The sequence below is a fragment of the Actinoplanes teichomyceticus ATCC 31121 genome, assembly GCF_003711105.1.
In the GTDB taxonomy this organism is placed as follows: domain Bacteria; phylum Actinomycetota; class Actinomycetes; order Mycobacteriales; family Micromonosporaceae; genus Actinoplanes; species Actinoplanes teichomyceticus.
In genome coordinates, this window is sequence record NZ_CP023865.1 from 5,635,164 (window position 1) to 5,656,068 (window position 20,905).

General features: G+C 74.9%; 4 protein-coding genes. All 4 read right to left on the reverse strand.

What is annotated here, in order from left to right; genetic code table 11:
• Positions 1–17: 17 nt before the first annotated feature.
• From ACTEI_RS24835 to ACTEI_RS37645, 4 genes are read right to left on the reverse strand one after another with little or no spacing between them, the layout of a single operon-like run.
• Complete coding sequence (locus tag ACTEI_RS24835) at positions 18–5,147, reverse strand: type I polyketide synthase (RefSeq protein ID WP_122979864.1); 5,130 nt, start codon at positions 5,145–5,147, stop codon at positions 18–20.
• Position 5,148: 1 nt separating this feature from the next.
• The gene (locus ACTEI_RS24840) at positions 5,149–8,406 is read right to left on the reverse strand and encodes a type I polyketide synthase (protein WP_392390166.1); all 3,258 of its coding nucleotides are present in this window, start codon (positions 8,404–8,406) and stop codon (positions 5,149–5,151) included.
• A gap of 35 nt (positions 8,407–8,441) precedes the next feature.
• Positions 8,442–14,684 (reverse strand): type I polyketide synthase, encoded by a 6,243-nt coding sequence (locus tag ACTEI_RS24845; RefSeq protein ID WP_122979866.1) that lies wholly within the window; start codon positions 14,682–14,684, stop codon positions 8,442–8,444.
• Between the two features lie 28 nt (positions 14,685–14,712).
• Complete coding sequence (locus ACTEI_RS37645) at positions 14,713–20,874, reverse strand: type I polyketide synthase (RefSeq protein WP_122979867.1); 6,162 nt, start codon at positions 20,872–20,874, stop codon at positions 14,713–14,715.
• Positions 20,875–20,905: the final 31 nt, after the last annotated feature.

Consider the following 20,905-nt stretch of genomic DNA (forward strand, 5'->3'; position numbering starts at 1 on the left):
TCTGGTGTCCGGGCTGGTCATGCCGAAACTCCTTCTCCGGTGTGCCGACCGGCGCCGCGCAGCGCCCGCGCGATGAGGTCGTCGAGGCTCATGTCGGCGATCGGCGAGGCGTCGCCCGGCTCGGGGCGCGACGCCGGCTCGGCGCCGGGGGGAAACAGCTCGCCGAGCAGCGCCCGGGTCAGGGCGGCCGGCGTGGGATGGTCGAAGATCGTGGTGGCCGGCAGCCGCAGCCCGGTGATGGCCGAGAGACGGTTGCGCAGCTCGACCGAGGTCAGCGAGTCGAAGCCGACCTCGCTGAGCGCCCGGTCCGGGTCGACCCGCGCGGCGGAGGGGTGGCCGAGGATGGTCGCGATCTCGGTACGCACGGTCTGCAGCAGGGTCTCCTCGCGCAGCTCGGCGGAGAGCCCGGCCAGCCGCTCCGGCAGGTCCGGGCCGGCCGGTTCGGCACGCCGCGCCGCGGGCCGGGCCGGCGCGGCCAGCTCGCGCAGCAGCGGATGCACGGCGTCGCCCTGCTCGCGCAGCGCGGCGAGGTCCAGCCGCATCGGCAGCAGCACCGGCTCGGCCGAGCGCAGGCCGAGGTCGAACAGCGCCAGACCGTCGCGGGGACTGAGCCCGGCCCCGCCGCCCCGGGCCACCCGGCGCAGGTCGGCCTCGGTCAGGTGCGCGGCCATCCCGGCGTCGGTGGACCAGCCGCCCCAGGCCAGCGAGACCGCCGGCCGGCCCCGCTCGCGGCGGGCCCGGGCCAGGGCGTCGAGCGTGGCGTTCGCGGCGGCGTAGTTGGCCTGGCCCGGGCTGCCCAGGGTGCCGGCCGCCGACGAGAACAGCACGAACGCCGACAGGTCGAGGTCGCGGGTGAGCTCGTCGAGGACCAGCGCGCTGTCCACCTTGGAGCGGAACACCGCGTCGAGCCGCCCGGCGGTCTGCGCGGTCAGCACACCGTCGTCGAGCACCCCGGCGGTGTGCACGACGGCGGTCAACGGCAGGTCGGCCGGCACCCGGTCGAGCACGCCGGCCGCGGCGTCGCGGTCGGCCATGTCCGCGGCCAGGATCCGCACCCGCGCGCCGAGCGCGGCCAGCTCGGCCTCGAGTTCCCCGGCGCCGGGCGCGTCCGGGCCGCGGCGGGAGACCAGGATCAGGCCGCGGACCCGGTGCTCGCGGGCCAGGTGCCGGGCGACGAGGCGGCCCAGGCCGCCGGTGCCGCCGGTGATCAGGACGGTCCCGTCCGGGTTCAGGGCGGTCCCGCCCGCGACCGTGGCCCGCACCAGCCGTGGCGCCAGCAGCACGCCGTCCCGGACGGCGAGTTGCGGCTCCGCCGGCGGCAGCGCCGGCAGGTCACCCGGCCGGTCCGTGGCCACCAGCGTGAACCGGTCCGGGTGCTCCAGCTGGGCGGTCCGCAGCAGGCCCCAGGCCGCCGAGGCCGCCGGGGTCTCCGGCGGGCCGGTCACCACCACCAGGCGGGCGTCGTCCGGCGTACGCCCGGCCAGCCAGGACTGCGCCTCGGCCAGGGCCCGGGCGGCCGCCTCGCGCGGGTCGCCGGTGTCGCGCAGGTCCACGACGGCGGCCGGGCCGGTGGGGACACCGGTCGGCGCGGCCACCGGCGTCCAGTCCAGCCGCAGGAGCAGGCCCGGGGTGAGCGCGGCGGCGTCCACCGGGCGGGTCAGGACGGACCGCACCGAGGCGATCGGGCGGCCCCGCTCGTCGCTCAGGCGCAGGCTCACGGTGTCCGGGCCGGTCGGCACGACGTGCACCCGGGCCGTGGCCGCTCCCGGTGTGTCCGCCCGCACGTCGGTCCAGGCGAACGGCAGCGCGAGCCGGCGTCCGGCCCGGTCGGTGCGGAAGACGCCGGCGTGGAAGCAGGCGTCCAGCAGGGCGGGGTGCAGCACGAAACGGTCGGCCGGGCCGGCCTCGGCGGGAAGGGCGACCTCGGCGAAGATCTCGCCGTCGCGGGTCCACGCCGCGCGCAGCCCGCGGAACGCCGGGCCGTAGTCGTAACCGCCGGCGTCCAGCTCCCGGTAGGCGGCGACCGCCGCGTCGGCGACCGGTTCGGCGCCCGGCGGCGGCCAGGCGCCCGGTTCGGCGCCGGGCTGCCCGGCGGCGCGGACCAGCCGCCCGGACGCGTGCCGCACCCAGCCCGCGCCGTCGCCGCGCGCGAACACCTGGACCTCGCGCTGCCCGGTCCCGTCCGGCGCGTCGACCCGCGCCCGGATGTCGACGCCGCCGTCGGGCACCACGAGCGGCGCCTCGATGAGCAGTTCGGCCAGCTCCGCCGAGCCGGTCTCGGCGCCGATGCGCAGCAGCAGCTCGACGAAGGCCGCACCGGGCGCGAGGACCGCCCCGCCGACCACGTGGTCGGCCAGCCACGGCTGCGTCCGAACCGACCAGCGGGCGCCGAAGACCAGCTGCTCGGTACCGGGCACCTCGGTCATCGCGCCGATCAGCGGTTCGCCGGGCCCGGCCGGGCGCGCGTCCGCGGTCAGCCAGTACCGCTCGTGCTGGAAGGGGTAGGTGGGCAGCTCGGCGGCCGGGCCGGCGCCCAGCAGCGGGTTCCAGTCCACCGGGACGCCACGGACGTGCAGGCCGGCCAGCGCGCCGAGCACGGCCCGGGTCTCGTCGTGGTCGCGGCGCAGTGTGGGCACGAAGGCCGCCGCACCGTCGTCCAGGCAGTCCGTGCCGAGCGCGCAGAGGACCGGGTCCGGGCCGAGTTCCAGGAACGTCGTCACGCCGGCCTGCCGCAGCGCCCGTACGTTGTCGGCGAACCGGACCGGCTCCCGGACCTGGCGCACCCAGTAGTCCGGCCGGGCCATCTCGTGCGGATCGGCGATCCGGCCGGTCACGTTCGACACCATGACGATCTGCGGCGCGCCGAACGCGAGGCCGTCCAGCACGGCGCGGAAGTCGTCGAGCATCGGCTCCATCAGCGCCGAGTGGAAGGCGTGCGACACGGCCAGCCGGCGCGTCTTCACGCCCCGCTCGGCCAGCCGCCCGGCGATCGTGAGCACGTCCTCGCCGCCGGTGAGCACGACCGAGGTCGGCGAGTTCACCGCCGCGATCGACACGCCCGGCGGCAGCAGCGGGGCGACCGTCTCCTCGGACGCCGCCACCGACACCATCACCCCGCCCGGTGGCAGCGCCTGCATCAGCCGTCCGCGCGCGGCGACCAGGGTCGCGGCGTCCGCCAGGGACAGCACCCCGGCGACGTGGGCGGCGATCACCTCGCCGATCGAGTGGCCGCCGACGAAGTCCGGCCGGACGCCCCACGAGCTCAGCAGACGGAACATCGCGACGCCGAGCGCGAACAGCGCCGGCTGGGCGTGCCCGGTGGCGTCCAGCGGCTCCCCGCCGAGGATCAGCCGGCGCAGCGGCGGCTGATCCGCGACGGCGGCGCACACCTCGTCGAAGGCGTCGCGGAAGACCGGGTACCGGTCGTACAGCTCGCGGCCCATCCCCGGCCGCTGGCTGCCCTGTCCGGAGAAGAGGACGGCGAGCCGCCCGCCCTCCACCGCCGTGCCGGTGACCACGCCGGGGGCCGGCTCGCCGCGGCCGAGCGCGGCCAGGCCGGCGCCGTCGAGCACCACGGCCCGGTCGGCCAGCGCGCCCCGGGTCCGGACCAGCGCCCGGGCCACGTCCGGCAGGCTCTCGGTGGCCAGCACGGTCCGCACCCGGTCGGCCTGCGCGGCCAGCGCGGCCCGGCCGCGCGCCGACAGCACCAGCGGGACCGGCCCGGGCAGCGCGGCGCCGGCGCTCTCCGGGTCGGCCGCGGGCGGCTCCTCCAGGATCACGTGGGTGTTGGTGCCGCTGGCCCCGAACGAGGAGACCCCGGCGCGCCGGGGCCGGTCGGCACGCGGCCAGTCCCGCTGCCCGGTCAGCAGCCGCACCCCGCCCGAAGCCCAGTCGACCTGCGGCGTCGGCTCGTCCACATGCAACGTCCGCGGCAACACACCGTGCCGCATCGCCATCACCATCTTGATCACCCCGGCCACCCCCGCGGCCGCCTGCGTGTGACCCAGATTCGACTTCACCGACCCCAGCCACAACGGCTCACCCACCCGATCACGGCCATAGGTGGCCAGCAACGCCTGCGCCTCGATCGGATCCCCCAACGCCGTCCCGGTCCCATGCGCCTCCACCACGTCCACGGTGGCGGCCGGCACCGCCGCGTTCGCCAACGCCGCCCGGATCACCCGCTGCTGCGCCGGACCACTCGGGGCGGTCAGGCCGTTCGACGCACCGTCCTGATTGACCGCCGACCCACGCACCACCGCCCAGATCCGCCGCCGGTTACGCACCGCGTCCGACAACCGCTCCAACACCAGCACCCCGGCCCCCTCGGACCACCCCGTCCCGTCCGCCGACGCCGCGAACGACTTGCACCGCCCATCCGGCGCCAGCCCACGCTGCCGGGAGAACCCGACGAACGCCGCCGGGGTGGACATCACCGTCACGCCGCCCGCGAGCGCCAGCGACGACTCGCCCGAGCGCAGCGACTGCAGCGCCAGGTGCAGCGCGACCAGCGACGAGGAGCAGGTGGTGTCGACGGTCAGCGCCGGGCCCTGCAACCCGAGGACGTACGCGATCCGCCCGGACAGCACGCCGCCGAGCACCCCGGTCATCAGGTAGCCCTCGACGCCGTCCGGCACGGCGGGCAGGCCGGTGCCGTAGTCGCTGCCGACCGCGCCGGTGAACACCCCGACGGGCTGCTCGCGCAGCGTCGCCGGGTCGATGCCGGCCCGCTCCAGCGCCTCCCAGGAGATCTCCAGCATCAACCGCTGCTGCGGATCCATGGCCAGCGCCTCACGCGGCGAGATCCCGAAGAACCCCGCGTCGAACTCGTCCGCGTCGTGCAGGAACCCGCCGGCCCGGGTGTAACTGGTGCCGGCCCGGTCCGGGTCGGTGTCGAACAGCGACGACAGGTTCCAGCCGCGGTCGTCCGGGAAGTCGCCCATGACGTCGGTCCCGTCGGCGACCAGCCGCCACAGGTCCTCCGGGGACGCCACCCCGCCCGGGAACCGGCAGGCGACGCCGACGATGGCGACCGGCTCGGTCTCGGCCGCGGTCAGCGCGGCGATGCGCTGCCGGGCCTCGTGCAGGTCGGCGGTGACCCGTTTGAGGTAGCGGACGAGTTTCTCGTCGGTCGGCTGCTGGGTCATCTCAGACCTCCCCGAATTCGGCGTCGATGAAGGCGAGCACCTCGTCCGCGGAGGCCGTGTCCAGGCCGGCGGCCACGCCGGTGGCCGGTCCGCGGGCGGCTTCGAGGCTCGCGGTGAGGGCGCGCAGCCGCGGGAGGAGGTCCGTGGCGATCCGGTCGGCGTCCGCCGAGCCGGCCGATTCCTCGAGCACCCGGAGGCTGTCGAGCAGCGGGTCCGCGGCGCCCAGCAGATCCCGCAGGTGCCGCATCAGGGCCACCGGGTTGGGGTGGTCGAAGACCAGCGAGCTGGGCAGCCGCAGGCCGGTCCGCCGGGAGAGCCGGTTGCGCAGGTCGATGGCGGACAGCGAGGTGAAGCCGGCGTCGCTGAAGGCGCGGCCCGGCGGCACGGCCTCGGCCGACTCGTGGCCGAGCACCGCGGCCGCGACCTCGCGGACCATGGTCAGCAGCCGGTGATCGCGTTCCGCGGGCGGCAGCGCGGCCAGCTGCCGGGCGATGTCGGCATCCGGCGCCGCCTCCTCCTCGATCCGGACCGGCGCGGCGGTCCGGCCGCCGCCGCCCCAGACGTTTCCCAGCCAGTACCGGCGGCGCTGGAAGGCGTAGGTCGGCAGGTCCGGCGCCGGCCCGGAGCCGCCGCCCAGCACGGCCGCCCAGTCGACCGCGACGCCACGGCTGAACAGGGCGCCCAGCGCGGTCAGGAAGCAGCGGCGGCCGTCCTCGTCCCGGCGCAACGTCCCGGTGATCGCCCAGGAGGTGGTCGCGGCGCCGTCCTCCAGCGTGCGTTCGATCGCCGAGACCAGCACCGGATGGGTGCTGACCTCGACGAAGACGCCGTGCCCGGCGGCCGCCAGGGAGCTGATCGCGGGGCCGAACCGGACCGGCCGGCGCACGTTGCGATACCAGTAGCCGGCGTCGAGCCCGGCCGTGTCGAACGGCTCCCCGGTCACCGTCGACCAGAACGGCACGGTCCCGGGCCGGGGACGCAGACCGGCCAGCGCCGTGGTCAGCTCGTCCTCGATGGCCTCCATCTGCACGGAGTGGCCGGCGGCGTTGTTCAGTTGCAGCCGGCGGGCCCGGATGCCGTCGGCCGCGCAGCGGGCCAGCAGCTCGTCGAGCGCCTGCGGCTCGCCGCTGACGACGGTCGACGTGGCGCTGTTGAGCGCGGCGACGTCCAGTCGGCCGGGCCACGCCGTGATCAGCGCGGCCACCGTGTCGGCATCGGCGGCGAGCGAGGCCATCCCGCCCTCGCCGGGCAGTCCGGCGATCGCCCGGCTGCGGGCCACCACCAGGGCGCTCGCGTCGTGCAGGGTGAGGCCGCCGGCCACGCACGCGGCGGCGATCTCGCCCTGGGAATGACCGACGACGGCGTCCGGGACGATCCCGGCGTCCCTCCACATCGCGGCCAGCGACACCATGATCGCGAAGGTGAGCGGCTGGACGACGTCGAGGCGCGCCGGGTCGGCGGCGCCCGCTTCGCGGCGTACGGCGGCCAGCAGCGACCAGCCGGTCAGCGGGTCCAGGGCGGCGGCGCACTCGGCCATCCGGGCGGCGAACACCGGCGAGGACTCCAGCAGGTCGGCGGCCATGCCGGCCCACTGGGCGCCCTGGCCGGGAAAGACGAACACGGTACGGGCCGCGGGCGGCACGACGGCGGGCTCGGGCGGTTCGGCGGCCAGCTCCCGCAGCGCGTGTACCGCCTCGGCGCGGTCGAGCGCCACCACCACGGCCCGGTCCGGCAGCGCCGTACGGTGGTGCACCAGCGCCCGTGCCACGTCCACGAGCCGTACGTCCGGGTTCTCCTCCAGGTAGGCGGCCAGTTGCCGGGCCTGTGCGGGCAGTCCGGCCGCCGATCCGCGAGCCGACAGCGGCAGCGGGACCGGGCCGGTGTGCACCGCTTCGGGCTCCGCAGTCTGCGGCGGCGGCGCCTGCTCCAGGATCACGTGCGCGTTGGTGCCGCTGACCCCGAAGCTGGACACGCCGGCCCGGCGCGCCCGGCCCGGCTGCGGCCACGGCCGGGCGGTGGTCAGCACCTCGACGCCGCCACGGTTCCAGTCGACGTACGGCGTCGGCTCGTCCACGTGCAGCGTGCGGGGCAGCACCCCGTGCCGCATCGCCATCACCATCTTGATCACTCCGGCCACTCCGGCGGCGGCCTGCGCGTGCCCGATGTTCGACTTGAGCGAGCCGAGCCACAGCGGCCGGCCCGGTTGCCGGTCCCGGCCGTACGTGGCCAGCACCGCCTGCGCCTCGATCGGGTCGCCGAGGGCGGTCCCGGTGCCGTGCGCCTCCACCGCGTCGACGTCGGCGGCCACCAGCCCGGCGTTGGCCAGCGCGGTCCGGATCACGCGCTGCTGCGCGGGCCCGTTCGGCGCGGTCAGGCCGTTGGAGGCGCCGTCGGAGTTGACCGCCGAGCCGCGGATCAGCCCCCAGATCCGCCGCCCGTGCCGCACCGCGTCGGAGAGCCGCTCCAGCAGCAGCACCCCGGCGCCCTCGGCGAGGACGGTGCCGTCGGCCGCCCCGGCGAACGCCTTGCAGTGCCCGTCGTGGGCCAGCCCGCGCTGGCGGGACGAGCCGATCAGGGTGAACGGCGTGGCCATCACGGTCACACCGCCGGCCAGCGCCAGCGACGACTCGCCGCTGCGCAGCGACTGGGCCGCCCAGTGCAGCGCCACCAGCGACGACGAGCAGGCGGTGTCGAGGCTGACCGCCGGGCCCTCCCAGCCGAGCACGTAGGAGACCCGGCCGGCCAGCGCGCTCAGCGAGGCGCCGGTCATGAGGTGGCCCTCGATGCCCTCCGGAATGGCTTGCGGGTCGGCCCGGTAGTCGGCGCCGGTGGTGCCGGCGAAGACCGCGGCGTCGGATCCGCGCAGCGTCGCCGGGTCGATGCCGGCCCGCTCCAGCGCCTCCCAGGAGATCTCCAGCATCAGCCGCTGCTGGGGGTCCATGGCCAGCGCCTCACGCGGCGAGATCCCGAAGAACCCCGCGTCGAACCCGGCCGGGTCGTCCAGGAAGCCGCCCACCCGGCTGTAGGTGGTGCCCTCGTGGTCGGGGTCGGGGTGGAACAGCGCCTCGGTGTCCCAGGCCCGGTCCTCGGGCAGGCCGGTGAGCACCTCCGATTCCGCGGCCACCAGGTCCCACAGCTGTTCGGGCGTGGTCACCCCGCCGGGCAGCCGGCACGCCATACCGATGATGGCGATCGGCTCGGTCTTCGCCGCCTCCAGTTCGGACACCCGGGCGCCGAGCCGCCGGGCATCGGCGACCACGCGCCGCAGGTAGTCGCGTAGTTGCTGCTCGCCGGTCATGCCCGCGGTCCTTCCGGAAGGCCGAACTCCTGGTCGATGAGCTGGAACATCTCGTCGTCGGTGGCCGAGTCCAGGTCGATCCCGGCGTCCCGCGGTCCGGTGTCCGGTTGCCAGCGGGCGACCAGGGCCGCCAGCCGGGCCAGCGCCCGGCGCAGGGACGTCTCGTCGGCTTCGGCCGCGCTGAGCGCCGCGGCCAGGTCGTCGATCCGGGCGGTCAGGTCCTCGCCGCCGCCGGCATCGCCGTCGGTGACCAGTTCCGCGTGCAGGTACGCCGCCAGCCGCGCCGGGGTGGGATGGTCGAAGATCAGCGTGGCGGGCAGCCGCAGGCCGGTCAGGGCGGCGAGCCGGTTGCGCAGCTCCACCGAGGTGAGCGAGTCGAACCCGATCTCGTGCAGCGCCCGGTCCGGCTCGATCTGGTCGTCGGCGCCCATCCCGAGGATCGCCGCGGCCTCGTGCCGGATCACCTCGACCAGCATCCGGTCGCGTTCCGGGCGGGACGCGCCGGCGAGCCGCCGGGCCAGCGTGCCGGGGTCGGCGCCGCCGCTCTGCGCGGTGCGCCGGCCGGCCGTGACCAGCCGGCGCAGGATCGGCGGCACCGGCGCCCGGCCGGCGCGCAGCGGAGCCAGGTCCATCCGGGCCAGCACCGCGACCGGTTCGGTGCCGCGCAACGCGGCGTCGAAGAGGGCGAGGCCGTCCTCGTCGCCGAGCGGGAGCATCCCGCCGCGGCCGATGCGGTCGTGGTCGGCGTCCGCGGTCATCCCGGTACGGGTCTCCCAGAGGCCCCAGGCGAGCGACAGCGCGGGCAGTCCGCGGTGGCGGCGTTGCTGGGCGAGCGCGTCGAGGTAGGCGTTCGCGGCGGCGTAGTTGCCCTGCCCCGGTGACTCGAACGTGCCCGCGGCCGAGGAGAACACCACGAACATCGCCAGATCCCGATCCCGGGTCAGCTCATCCAGATGAGACACCGCATCGACCTTCGGCCGGAACACCGTGTCCAACCGCCGCGCGTCCAACGACGTGATCACACCGTCGTCCAACACCCCCGCCACATGCACCACACCACACAGATCCGGAATCGAGGCCACCAGATCAGCCACCTGCCCCCGATCCGCCAGATCACAGGCCACCACCCGCACCTGCGCCCCCAGACCGGCCAACTCCGGCACCGACCCCCCACGCCGGCTCGCCACCACCAACCGGCGCACCCCATGCCCGGTCACCAACCGCCGCGCCACCAACCGGCCCAACGTCCCGGTCCCACCCGTGACCAGCACCGTGCCCGCACCCACCACCTCACGCGGCAACACGAACACGTTCTTGCCCACATGCCGGCCCGCACTCATGAACCGGAACGCCGCCGGCGCCTGCCGCACATCCCACCCGGTCACCGGCAACAACCGCAGCGCACCACGCTCGAACAGACCCACCAACTCGGCCAGCATCGCCGCGATCCGATCGTTGTCCACCTGCGCCAGAACAAACGCCGTGTACCGCACCCCGACCGGCTCACGCACATCGGTACGACCCAACTCCACGAACCGGCCACCCGGCGCCAGCAACCGCAACGACGCATCCACGAACTCACCCGCCAGCGAGTTCAACACCACATCCACCGGACCGAACCGCTCCGCGAACTCCAACGACCGCGAACTGGCCAACCGCTCCGGCTCCACATCCAGCACACCCCACTTCGACGGACTCGCCGTCGCGAACACCCGCGCACCCCACAACCGCGCCAACTGCGTCGCCGCCATCCCCACACCACCCGCCGCGGCATGGATCAACACCGACTCACCCGCCACCAACCCCGCCACATCACGCAAGGCGTAATAGGCGGTCAGGAACACGGTCGGGACGGACGCCGCCTCGGCGAACGACCAGCCGCACGGGATGCGGGTCACGGTCCGGGCGTCCGAGACGGCGGTGCGGCCCACCGCGCCGGGGAAGACGCCCATCACCCGGTCGCCGACCGCGAGGTCCCGCACCTCGGGGCCGACCTCGACCACCACGCCGGCGCCCTCGTTGCCGAGCACCGCGTCGGGATCGGGGTACAGGCCGAGACCGATCATCACGTCCCGGAAGTTCAGCCCGGCGGCACGCACCTCGATGCGCACCTCACCCGGCGCCAGATCGGCGTGCGGCACCTCCACCAGGCGCAGGCCGTCCAGGGTCCGGTCCGGGCCGGGGGCCAGCCGCCAGGCGGCCGACGCCGGGACGGTCAGTTCCCCGGCCCGCGACGCCCGGACCAGCCGGCGCACGTAGCCGACCCCGGCCCGCACCGCCACCTGCGGCTCCCCCAACGCCACCAACCCGGCGACCAACGCCTCCGACTCCGGCAACCCATCCGAATCCACCAACACGAACTGACCCGGACTCTCCGCCTGCGCCGACCGCACCAGACCACACACCGCCGCACCCACCGGATCAGCCGCCTCCCCGGCCACCACCGCCACCGCACCACACGTACGAACCACCAACACCGGACCCGACCACCCCCGCACCACCTGCAGAACCCGGCCGGTCACCTCCCGCACATCACCACCACCGACCTCCAACACCTCCCACCCGGCCGACGGCACCACCGGCGACGGCACCGCGACCCGCTCCCAGGCGATGCGGAACTCCGCGTCCGTGACGGTGCTCGTGGCGACCGGGGCGGGGCGGGAGCTGAGCGCTCCGATCGAGGCGACCGGCGCCCCGGTGGCGTCGGCCAGCCGCAGCGTGACGGTGTCCGGCCCGGTGGGGACGGCGTGGACGCGCAGGGTGGTGGCCCGGGCGGCGTGGATGCGCACGTCGCTCCAGGCGAACGGCAGCAGCAGCGCGCGGTCCGGACCGGCCAGCACGCTGCCGGCGTGCAGGGCGGCGTCGAGCAGGGCCGGGTGCAGGGTGTAGCCGTCCGGGGAGCCGGCCTCCGCCGGGAGCGTGACCTCGGCGTACGTCTCGTCGCCGCGGGTCCACGCCGCCCGCAGGCCGCGGAAGGCGGGGCCGTAGCCGTATCCGGCATCGGCCAGGTCCGGGTACGCGGTCGTGGCGACGCCGTCGACCGCGGTGGCCCCGGGCGGCGGCCAGGCGGTCAGGTCGAAGTCGGCGCTCTCCGCCGCCGGGGCCAGCCGACCGCTGGCGTGCCGGGTCCACGGCAGGTCGGGCGCGGCGTCCTCGGGGCGCGAGTGCAGGCGTACCGCCCGGTGGCCGTCGCCGTCCGCCTCGTCGACCTCGATCCGCACCTGCACGCCGCCGCTCGCCGGCAGCTCCAGCGGCGCCTCGATGACCAGCTCGGCGACGGCGCCGCAGCCGGTCTCGTCACCGGCGCGCACCGCGAGCTCGACCAGGACGGCGCCGGGCACCAGCACGACGCCGGCCACGACGTGGTCGGCCAGCCAGGGCTGCGCGGCGCGCGACAGCCGGGCGGTGAGGACGGCGCCACCCCGGCCGGGCGTCTCGGCCATCGCCGACACGAGCGGGTGCTCGACCGGGGTGAGGCCGAATCCGGTGGCGTCGCCCGCCCCCGGCCGGCCGGTCAGCCAGTAACGGCGCCGTTGGAAGGCGTACGTGGGCAGGTCCACCGGCGGCCCCGGGTCCCGGCCGGCAACGGTCGGCCAGTCCACCGGGACGCCGCGTTCGTGCAGCGCCCCCAGCGACTGCAGGAACCGGCGCGGCCCGTCCTCGTCGCGGCGCAGCGAGCCGGCGGCCAGCACCGGTGTGCCGGGCGCCGCGTCCTCGGCCACCTGCTCCACCGCGGCGACCAGCACCGGGTGGCTGCTGACCTCGACGAAGACGCCGTGTCCGGAGGCCAGCAGGCCGCGCACCGCCGGGTCGAAGCGGACGGTGTGCCGCAGGTTGCGGTACCAGTAGCCGGCGTCCAGGGTGGCGGTGTCGACCGGCTCGCCGGTGACCGTCGACCAGAACGGGACCGTGCCGGTGCGCGGCGCGATCGGCGCCAGCGCGTCGAGCAGTTCCCGTTCGATCGCCTCGACGTGCGCCGAGTGGGAGGCGTAGTCGACCGGGATGACGTGGGCCCGGATCCCGTCGGCCTTGCAGGTGGCGGCGAGCTCCTCGACGGCGTCGCGGAATCCGGCCACCACGATCGAGGTGGGCGCGTTGACGGCGGCCACCTCCAGCCGTCCCGGACGGCGGGCGAGCAGCTGGGCGACGTGGCCGGCGTCCGCGGCGATCGACACCATGCCGCCCGGCCCGGAGAGTTGCTCGGCGATCGCCCGGCTGCGCAGCGCCACGATCCGGGCGGCGTCGGCCAGGCTCAGCGCGCCCGCCACGCAGGCCGCGGCGATCTCGCCCTGAGAGTGGCCGACCACCGCGTCCGGCGTCACGCCGCACGCCCGCCACAGCGCCGCGAGCGACACCATCACCGCGAACGACGCGGGCTGCACCACATCCACCGCGTCCAACGCGCGCCGCTCGCGCAGCACGTCCAGCAGCGACCAGCCGGTCAGCGGGTCCAGAGCGGCGGCGCACTCACGCATCCGCTCGGCGAAGACCGGCGAACTGTCCAGCAGATCCGCGCCCATGCCCACCCACTGGGCGCCCTGACCCGGAAAGACGAACACCCGGCGGGACCGCACCGCCGGCCCGGGCGCGCCGACGGCGTCGAGCCGGTTGCGGGCCTCGGCGTGGTCGGCGGCGACGACGACCGCCCGGTGCGCGAAGGTGGTCCGGGCCCGCGCCAGCGAGCGGGCGGTGTCGAGCAGGCTCACCTGCGGGTGGGCGGCGAGGAAGCCGGCCAGTTCCCGGCCCTGCGCGGCCAGCGCGGCGGTGCTGTGCGCGGAGAGCGGCAGCGCGACGACGCCGGAGCCGAGCACCGGCGGCACCTGCTCGCCGGTGGCGGCGGCTTCGGCCGGCTGTTCCAGGACGACGTGCGCGTTGGTGCCGCTGACCCCGAAGCTCGACACCGCCGCCCGGCGCGGCCGCCCGGTCCGCGGCCACGGCCGCTGCCCGGTCAGCAGCTCGACCCCGCCGGCCGCCCAGTCCACCTGCGGCGTCGGCGCGTCCACGTGCAGGGTCCGCGGCAGCACGCCGTGCCGCATCGCCATCACCATCTTGATCACCCCGGCGACCCCGGCGGCGGCCTGGGTGTGGCCGATGTTCGACTTCACCGAGCCGAGCCACAGCGGCTCGCCCGCGCGTCCCTTCCCGTACGTGGCGAGCAGCGCCTCCGCCTCGATCGGGTCGCCCAGCGGGGTGCCGGTGCCGTGCGCCTCGACCGCGTCCACGTCGGACGGCTCCAGCCCGGCGCTGTGCAGCGCGCTGCGGATGACCCGCTGCTGGGCGAGGCCGTTCGGCGCGGTCAGCCCGTTGGAGGCCCCGTCCTGGTTGACCGCCGAGCCGCGCACCACACCCCAGATCCGGCGGCCGTTGCGTACCGCGTCGGAGAGCCGTTCCAGCAGCAGCACGCCCGCGCCCTCGGCCCAGCCGGTGCCGTCGGCCGCCGCCGCGAACGGCTTGCACCGGCCGTCGCGTGCCAGCCCGCGCTGCCGGGAGAAGTCGACGAACACGTCGGCGGCGGACATCACGGTGATCCCGCCGGCCAGGGCCAGCTCCGACTCGCCGGAGCGCAGCGACTGCGCGGCCAGGTGCAGGGTCACCAGCGAGGACGAGCAGGCGGTGTCGACGGTGACGGCCGGGCCCTCCAGGCCGAGGAAGTAGGCGACCCGGCCGGACAGCACGCTCGCGGCGCCGCCGGTCATCAGGTATCCCTCGATGCTGTCCGGGCCGGCGCCGGCCGAGCCGGCGAAGCCGGCCGGGTAGTCGTGGTACATGTCACCGGCGAAGATCCCGACCGGCCGGCCGCGCAGCGTCGCCGGGTCGATGCCGGCCCGCTCCAGCGCCTCCCAGGAGATCTCCAGCATCAACCGCTGCTGCGGATCCATGGCCAGCGCCTCACGCGGCGAGATCCCGAAGAACCCCGCGTCGAACTCGTCCGCGTCGTGCAGGAACCCGCCGGAACGCACGTAACTGGTGCCGGGATGGTCGGGGTCCGGGTGGTACAGGCGGTCCAGGTCCCAGCCCCGGTTCACCGGGAACTCGGAGATGCCGTCGCCGTCCGTGGCGAGCAGGTCCCACAGCTGTTCCGGCGACCGCACCCCGCCCGGGAACCGGCACGCCATCCCCACGATGGCGATCGGCTCGGACCGCCCGGCGACGACGCGGTCGTACTCCTCGCGCAGGCGGGCGTTCTCCTTGAGCGAGGCGCGCAGCGCGTCAACGATCTGGCCGCTGTCGGCGTTCATGTCGGTCTGTTCCCTTCCCGGCCGTCGGTCACCGCTCGGTGGTGTCGAGTGCGCGCTGGACGAGGTCGTCGATGGTCATCGCGTCGATCAGGTCGTGCTGGGCGCCGACGCTCGCCGGGACCGGCCCGGCGGCGCCGGCGGACGGTTCGGTGCGGGCCAGGTCCAGCAGGGTGTCGAGCAGGCCGGCCGCACGGATCCGGGCGACCGGCACGGCGGCGAGCAGCCGGCGCGCCTCCTCGTCGTCCACCGGACCGGGCCGCACATCCGGTACACCCAGTTCGGCGCGCAGGTACGCGGCGAGCGCGGCCGGCGTCGGATAGTTGAAGATCAGCGTGGCGGGCAGCCGCAGGCCGGTCCGGGCGGCGAGCCGGTTGCGCAGCTCCACCGAGGTGAGCGAGTCGAAGCCGAGCTCGTGCAGGGCGCGGTCGGGCTCGGCCTGCTCGTCGCTGGCGTACCCGAGGATCGAGGCGGCCTCGTGCTGGACCGTCTGGAGCAGGATCCGGTCCTGCTCCTCGGCGGAGGAGGCCCGGGCCAGCCGGTTCGCCAGGCTGTCCGCGCCGGCGCCGGCGTCACGGGCGGAACGCCGCCCGGGCCCGGCCAGGCCACGCAGCAGCGCCGGGACGGCGGGCTGGTCGCGCAGGCCCGCGGTGTCGAGGTTGAACAGCACGACGGCGTCGTCGGGCAGCCCGAGCGCGGTGTCGAACAGCGCCATGCCCTCGTCCACCGACAGCCCGATCATCCCGCCGCGGGCCATCCGCTGCTGGTCGGTGTCGTTGAGGTGGCCGCTGAGGCTGGTCTCGGCGTTCCACAGACCCCAGCCCAGGGAGATCGCCGGTAGTCCGCGGTGACGGCGTTGCTGGGCGAGCGCGTCGAGGTAGGCGTTCGCGGCGGCGTAGTTGCCCTGCCCCGGTGACTCGAACGTGCCCGCGGCCGAGGAGAACACCACGAACATCGCCAGATCCCGATCCCGGGTCAGCTCATCCAGATGAGACACCGCATCGACCTTCGGCCGGAACACCGTGTCCAACCGCCGCGCGTCCAACGACGTGATCACACCGTCGTCCAACACCCCCGCCACATGCACCACACCACACAGATCCGGAATCGAGGCCACCAGATCAGCCACCTGCCCCCGATCCGCCAGATCACAGGCCACCACCCGCACCTGCGCCCCCAGACCGGCCAACTCCGGCACCGACCCCCCACGCCGGCTCGCCACCACCAACCGGCGCACCCCATGCCCGGTCACCAACCGCCGCGCCACCAACCGGCCCAACGTCCCGGTCCCACCCGTGACCAGCACCGTGCCCGCACCCGCCACCTCACGCGGCAACACGAACACGTTCTTGCCCACATGCCGGCCCGCACTCATGAACCGGAACGCCGCCGGCGCCTGCCGCACATCCCACCCGGTCACCGGCAACAACCGCAGCGCACCACGCTCGAACAGACCCACCAACTCGGCCAGCATCGCCGCGATCCGATCGTTGTCCACCTGCGCCAGAACAAACGCCGTGTACCGCACCCCGACCGGCTCACGCACATCGGTACGACCCAACTCCACGAACCGGCCACCCGGCGCCAGCAACCGCAACGACGCATCCACGAACTCACCCGCCAGCGAGTTCAACACCACATCCACCGGACCGAACCGCTCCGCGAACTCCAACGACCGCGAACTGGCCAACCGCTCCGGCTCCACATCCAGCACACCCCACTTCGACGGACTCGCCGTCGCGAACACCCGCGCACCCCACAACCGCGCCAACTGCGTCGCCGCCATCCCCACACCACCCGCCGCGGCATGGATCAACACCGACTCACCCGCCACCAACCCCGCCACATCACGCAAGGCGTAATAGGCGGTGAGAAAGACCAACGGAACCGATGCCGCCTCGGCGAACGACCAGCCACAGGGGATCCGGACGACCGTACGGTGGTCGGCGACCGCCATCCGGCCGATCGCGCCGGAGAACACCCCCATCACCCGGTCGCCGACCGCCACCGTGTCGACGCCGGGCCCGACCTCGACCACCACGCCGGCGCCCTCACCGCCCGGCACGGCGTCCGGATCGGGGTACAGGCCGAGACCGATCATCACGTCCCGGAAGTTCAGCCCGGCGGCACGCACCTCGATGCGCACCTCACTCGGTCCCAGATCGGTGTGCGGCACCTCGACCAGGCGCAGACCCTCCAGCGTACGGTCGTGGCCCGCCACCAGCCGCCACGTCCCGGGCGGAACGGTGAGCTCGCCGACCGAGCCGCGCACCAGCCGGCGCACGTAGCCGACCCCGGCCCGCACCGCCACCTGCGGCTCCCCCAACGCCACCAACCCGGCGACCAACGCCTCCGACTCCGGCAACCCATCCGAATCCACCAACACGAACTGACCCGGACTCTCCGCCTGCGCCGACCGCACCAGACCACACACCGCCGCACCCACCGGATCAGCCGCCTCCCCGGCCACCACCGCCACCGCACCACACGTACGAACCACCAACACCGGACCCGACCACCCCCGCACCACCTGCAGAACCCGGCCGGTCACCTCCCGCACATCACCACCACCGACCTCCAACACCTCCCACCCGGCCGACGGCACCACCGGCGACGGCACCGCGACCCGCTCCCACACCACCCGGAAGACGCCGTCCGGGACGGCGCCGGCCGGTGGCGCCGCGGCCGCCGTGACGGGCCGGGTGGTCAGCGAGGTGACCGAGGCGACGGGCCGGCCGTCGGCGTCGGCCAGCTGGAGCCGGTAGGTGTCCGGGGCCTGCGGGGTCACGTGGACGCGCAGCCGGTCGGCGCCGGCCGCGTGCAGGCGGACGTCGTTCCACGCGAACGGCACGACCAGCGGCCGGTCGTCGCCGCCGGCGAAGATCGTGGTGTGCAGGGCGGCGTCGAACAGGGCCGGGTGCAGTCCGAACTCGGCGGCCGGGCCGGCCTCGGCCGGGAGCGTCACCTCGGCGAAAAGCTCGGCGCCCCGGGTCCACGCCGCCCGCAGGCCGCGGAAGGCGGGGCCGTAGCCGTATCCGGCGGCGTCCAGGTCCCCGTAGGCGAGCGCGGTCGCGTCCGGGATCGGCTCCGCGCCGGGCGGCGGCCAGGCGGTCAGGTCGAACGCCGCGGTGTCGTGGGTGGTGGCCAACGCGCCGCACGCGTGCCGGGTCCAGCCGGTCGCGCCGTCGGGCCGCGCGTACACCCGCAGCGGGCGCTGTCCGCTCCCGTCCGGTTCGGCCAGGTGCACCCGCACGTCGACGCCGCCCCGCTCGGGCAGGGTCAGCGGGGTCTCCAGGACGAGCTCGGCGAGCACCCCGCAGCCGGCCTCGTCGCCGGCCCGGACGGCGCATTCGACGTACGCGCTGGCGGGCACCGTGATCTGCGCGCCGATGCGGTGGTCGGACAGCCAGGGGTGGGTGTGCGCGGTCCACCGGGCGGTGAACAGCAGCCCGCCACCGTCGGGCAGGTCGGTCATCGCGGTGAGCATCGGGTGGTCGATCCGGGTCAGCCCGAGGTCGGCCGGGTCGCCGGTGCGGTGGCTGCCGGCGAGCCAGTACTCCTGCCGCTGGAATGGGTATGTCGGCAGGTCGAGTGGCCAGCCGTCGCCGTGGCCGAGCAACGCCGCCCAGTCCACGTGATGCCCGCGCACATACAACCCGGCCAGAGCACGCAGCACCGCCACCACATCATCGGTGTCACGCCGCAACGACGGCACGAAACCCGCCCCGCCCATCCCCGACAACACCGCGTCCGGACCGAGCTCCAGGAACGTGTCGATCCCCTCGTCACGCAACGCCCGCACCCCGTCGGCGAACAACACCGTCGCCCGCACATGCCGCACCCAATACTCCGGATCCGACACATCCGCGATCGCACCGGTCACATTCGACAACACCGGAATCCGCGCCGGCCGGAACGTCAACCCCCGCACCACCGCCCGGAACTGCTCCAGCATCGGCTCCATCAACACCGAATGAAACGCATGCGACACACTCAACCGGCGACTACCCACCGGCAAGCTGCCCACCACCTCATCCACCGCAGCCACCGGACCCGAAATCACCACCGCATCCGGCCCATTCACCGCAGCAACCGACACCCCCGGCGGCAACAACGGCCGCACCACATCCACACCCGCGAACACCGCCGCCATCGCCCCACCCGACGGCAACTCCTGCATCAACCGGCCCCGCGCCGCCACCAACACCGCCGCATCCGCCAGCGACAACACCCCCGCCGCGAACGCCGCCGCCACCTCACCCACCGAATGCCCACCCACCACCTCAGGCACGACACCCCACGACCGGAACAACCGCCACAACGACGACTCCACCGCGAACAACGCCACCTGCGTCACCCCGGTCCCCGCCAAAACCCCCTCATCCGCACCGAACACCACCGACGCCACATCACCCGGCAACAACCCACACACCTCATCGAACGCCTCCCTGAACACCGGAAAACGCTCATACAACCCAGCCGCCATCCCCACCCGCTGCGACCCCTGACCGGTGAACAACACCGCCAACCGAGCCCCGTCCACCGCCGACCCGGTGACCGCACCGGACGCGGGCCAGTCCCGCAGCGCCGCCAGCGCCTCCTGGCGATCGGCGGCGACGACCACCGCGCGGTCCGGCAGCGCGCCCCGGGTCCCGGTCAGCGCGCGCGCCACGTCCAGCAGCTCGCCGTCGAGCAGGTGGTCGGCCAGTTGCGCGGCCTGCGCGGCCAGACCCGCCTGGCCGCGCGCCGACAGCACCAGCGGGACGGGCCCCCCGGCGAGCAGGCCGGGGCTGCCGGCCGGGGCCTGCTGCGCCGGCGCCTGCTCCACGATCACGTGCGCGTTGGTCCCGGAGACGCCGAAGCCGGAGACCCCGGCGCGGCGCGGGTGCCCGGACTCCGGCCACGGCCGCGACTCGGTCAGCAGCCGCACCGCACCGGCCGACCAGTCCACCTGCGACGTCGGCGCGTCCACATGCAACGTCGGCGGCAGCACACCGTGCCGCATCGCCATCACCATCTTGATCACGCCACCCACCCCGGCAGCCGCCTGGGTGTGCCCGATGTTCGACTTCAGCGACCCCAGCCACAGCGGCTCGGCACGCTCCTGCCCATACGTGGCCAGCAACGCCTGCGCCTCGATCGGATCACCCAACCGGGTCCCGGTCCCGTGCGCCTCCACCGCGTCCACGTCCCGCGGCGCCAGCCCCGCGTTCGCCAGCGCGGCCCGGATCACCCGCTGCTGCGCCGGCCCGTTCGGCGCGGTCAACCCGTTCGACGCCCCGTCCTGGTTCACCGCCGAACCACGCACCACACCCAGCACCCGATGCCCGTTGCGCAGCGCGTCCGACAACCGCTCCAGCAACAGCACCCCGGCACCCTCGGCCCAGCCCGTCCCGTCCGCCGCCTCCGCGAACGACTTGCACCGCCCGTCCAGCGCCAGCCCGCGCTGCCGGGAGAACCAGACGAACGCATCCGACGCGGCCATCACGGTGACCCCGCCGGCCAGCGCCAGCGACGACTCACCCGAGCGCAGCGACTGCGCGGCCAGGTGCAGCGAGACCAGCGACGACGAGCAGGCCGTGTCCAGGGTGACCGCCGGCCCCTCCAGCCCGAGGAAGTACGCCACCCGGCCGGAGAGCACGCTGCTCGCCCCGCCGGTGAGGATGAAGCCCTCCAGCCCGTCGGGGAGTTCGTCGAGGCCGGTGCCGTAATCGTGGAAGGCGATGCCGGTGAAGACGCCGACCGGTGCGCCGCGCAGCGTCTCCGGGTCGATGCCGGCCCGCTCCAGCGCCTCCCAGGAGATCTCCAGCATCAACCGCTGCTGCGGATCCATGGCCAGCGCCTCACGCGGCGAGATCCCGAAGAACCCCGCGTCGAACTCCCCGGCATCGTGCAGGAAGCCGCCGTTGCGCACGTAGCTGGTGCCGGGATGGTCGGGGTCCGGGTGGAACAGGTTCTCCAGGTCCCAGCCCCGGTTCACCGGGAACTCGGAGATCCCGTCACCGCGGCCGGCGACCAGCTCCCACAGCTGTTCCGGCGACCGCACCCCGCCCGGGTACCGGCACGCCATCCCGACGATCGCGATCGGCTCGGAGTAGGCCGCGACGACCCGGTCGTACCTCTGCTGCAACCGGGTGTTCTCCTTCACCGCGGCGCGCAGGGCGTCGATCAGCTGTTCGTTCTGGGCGTCCATGGCGTTTCCCCTCATCTGTCTGGTCACGACC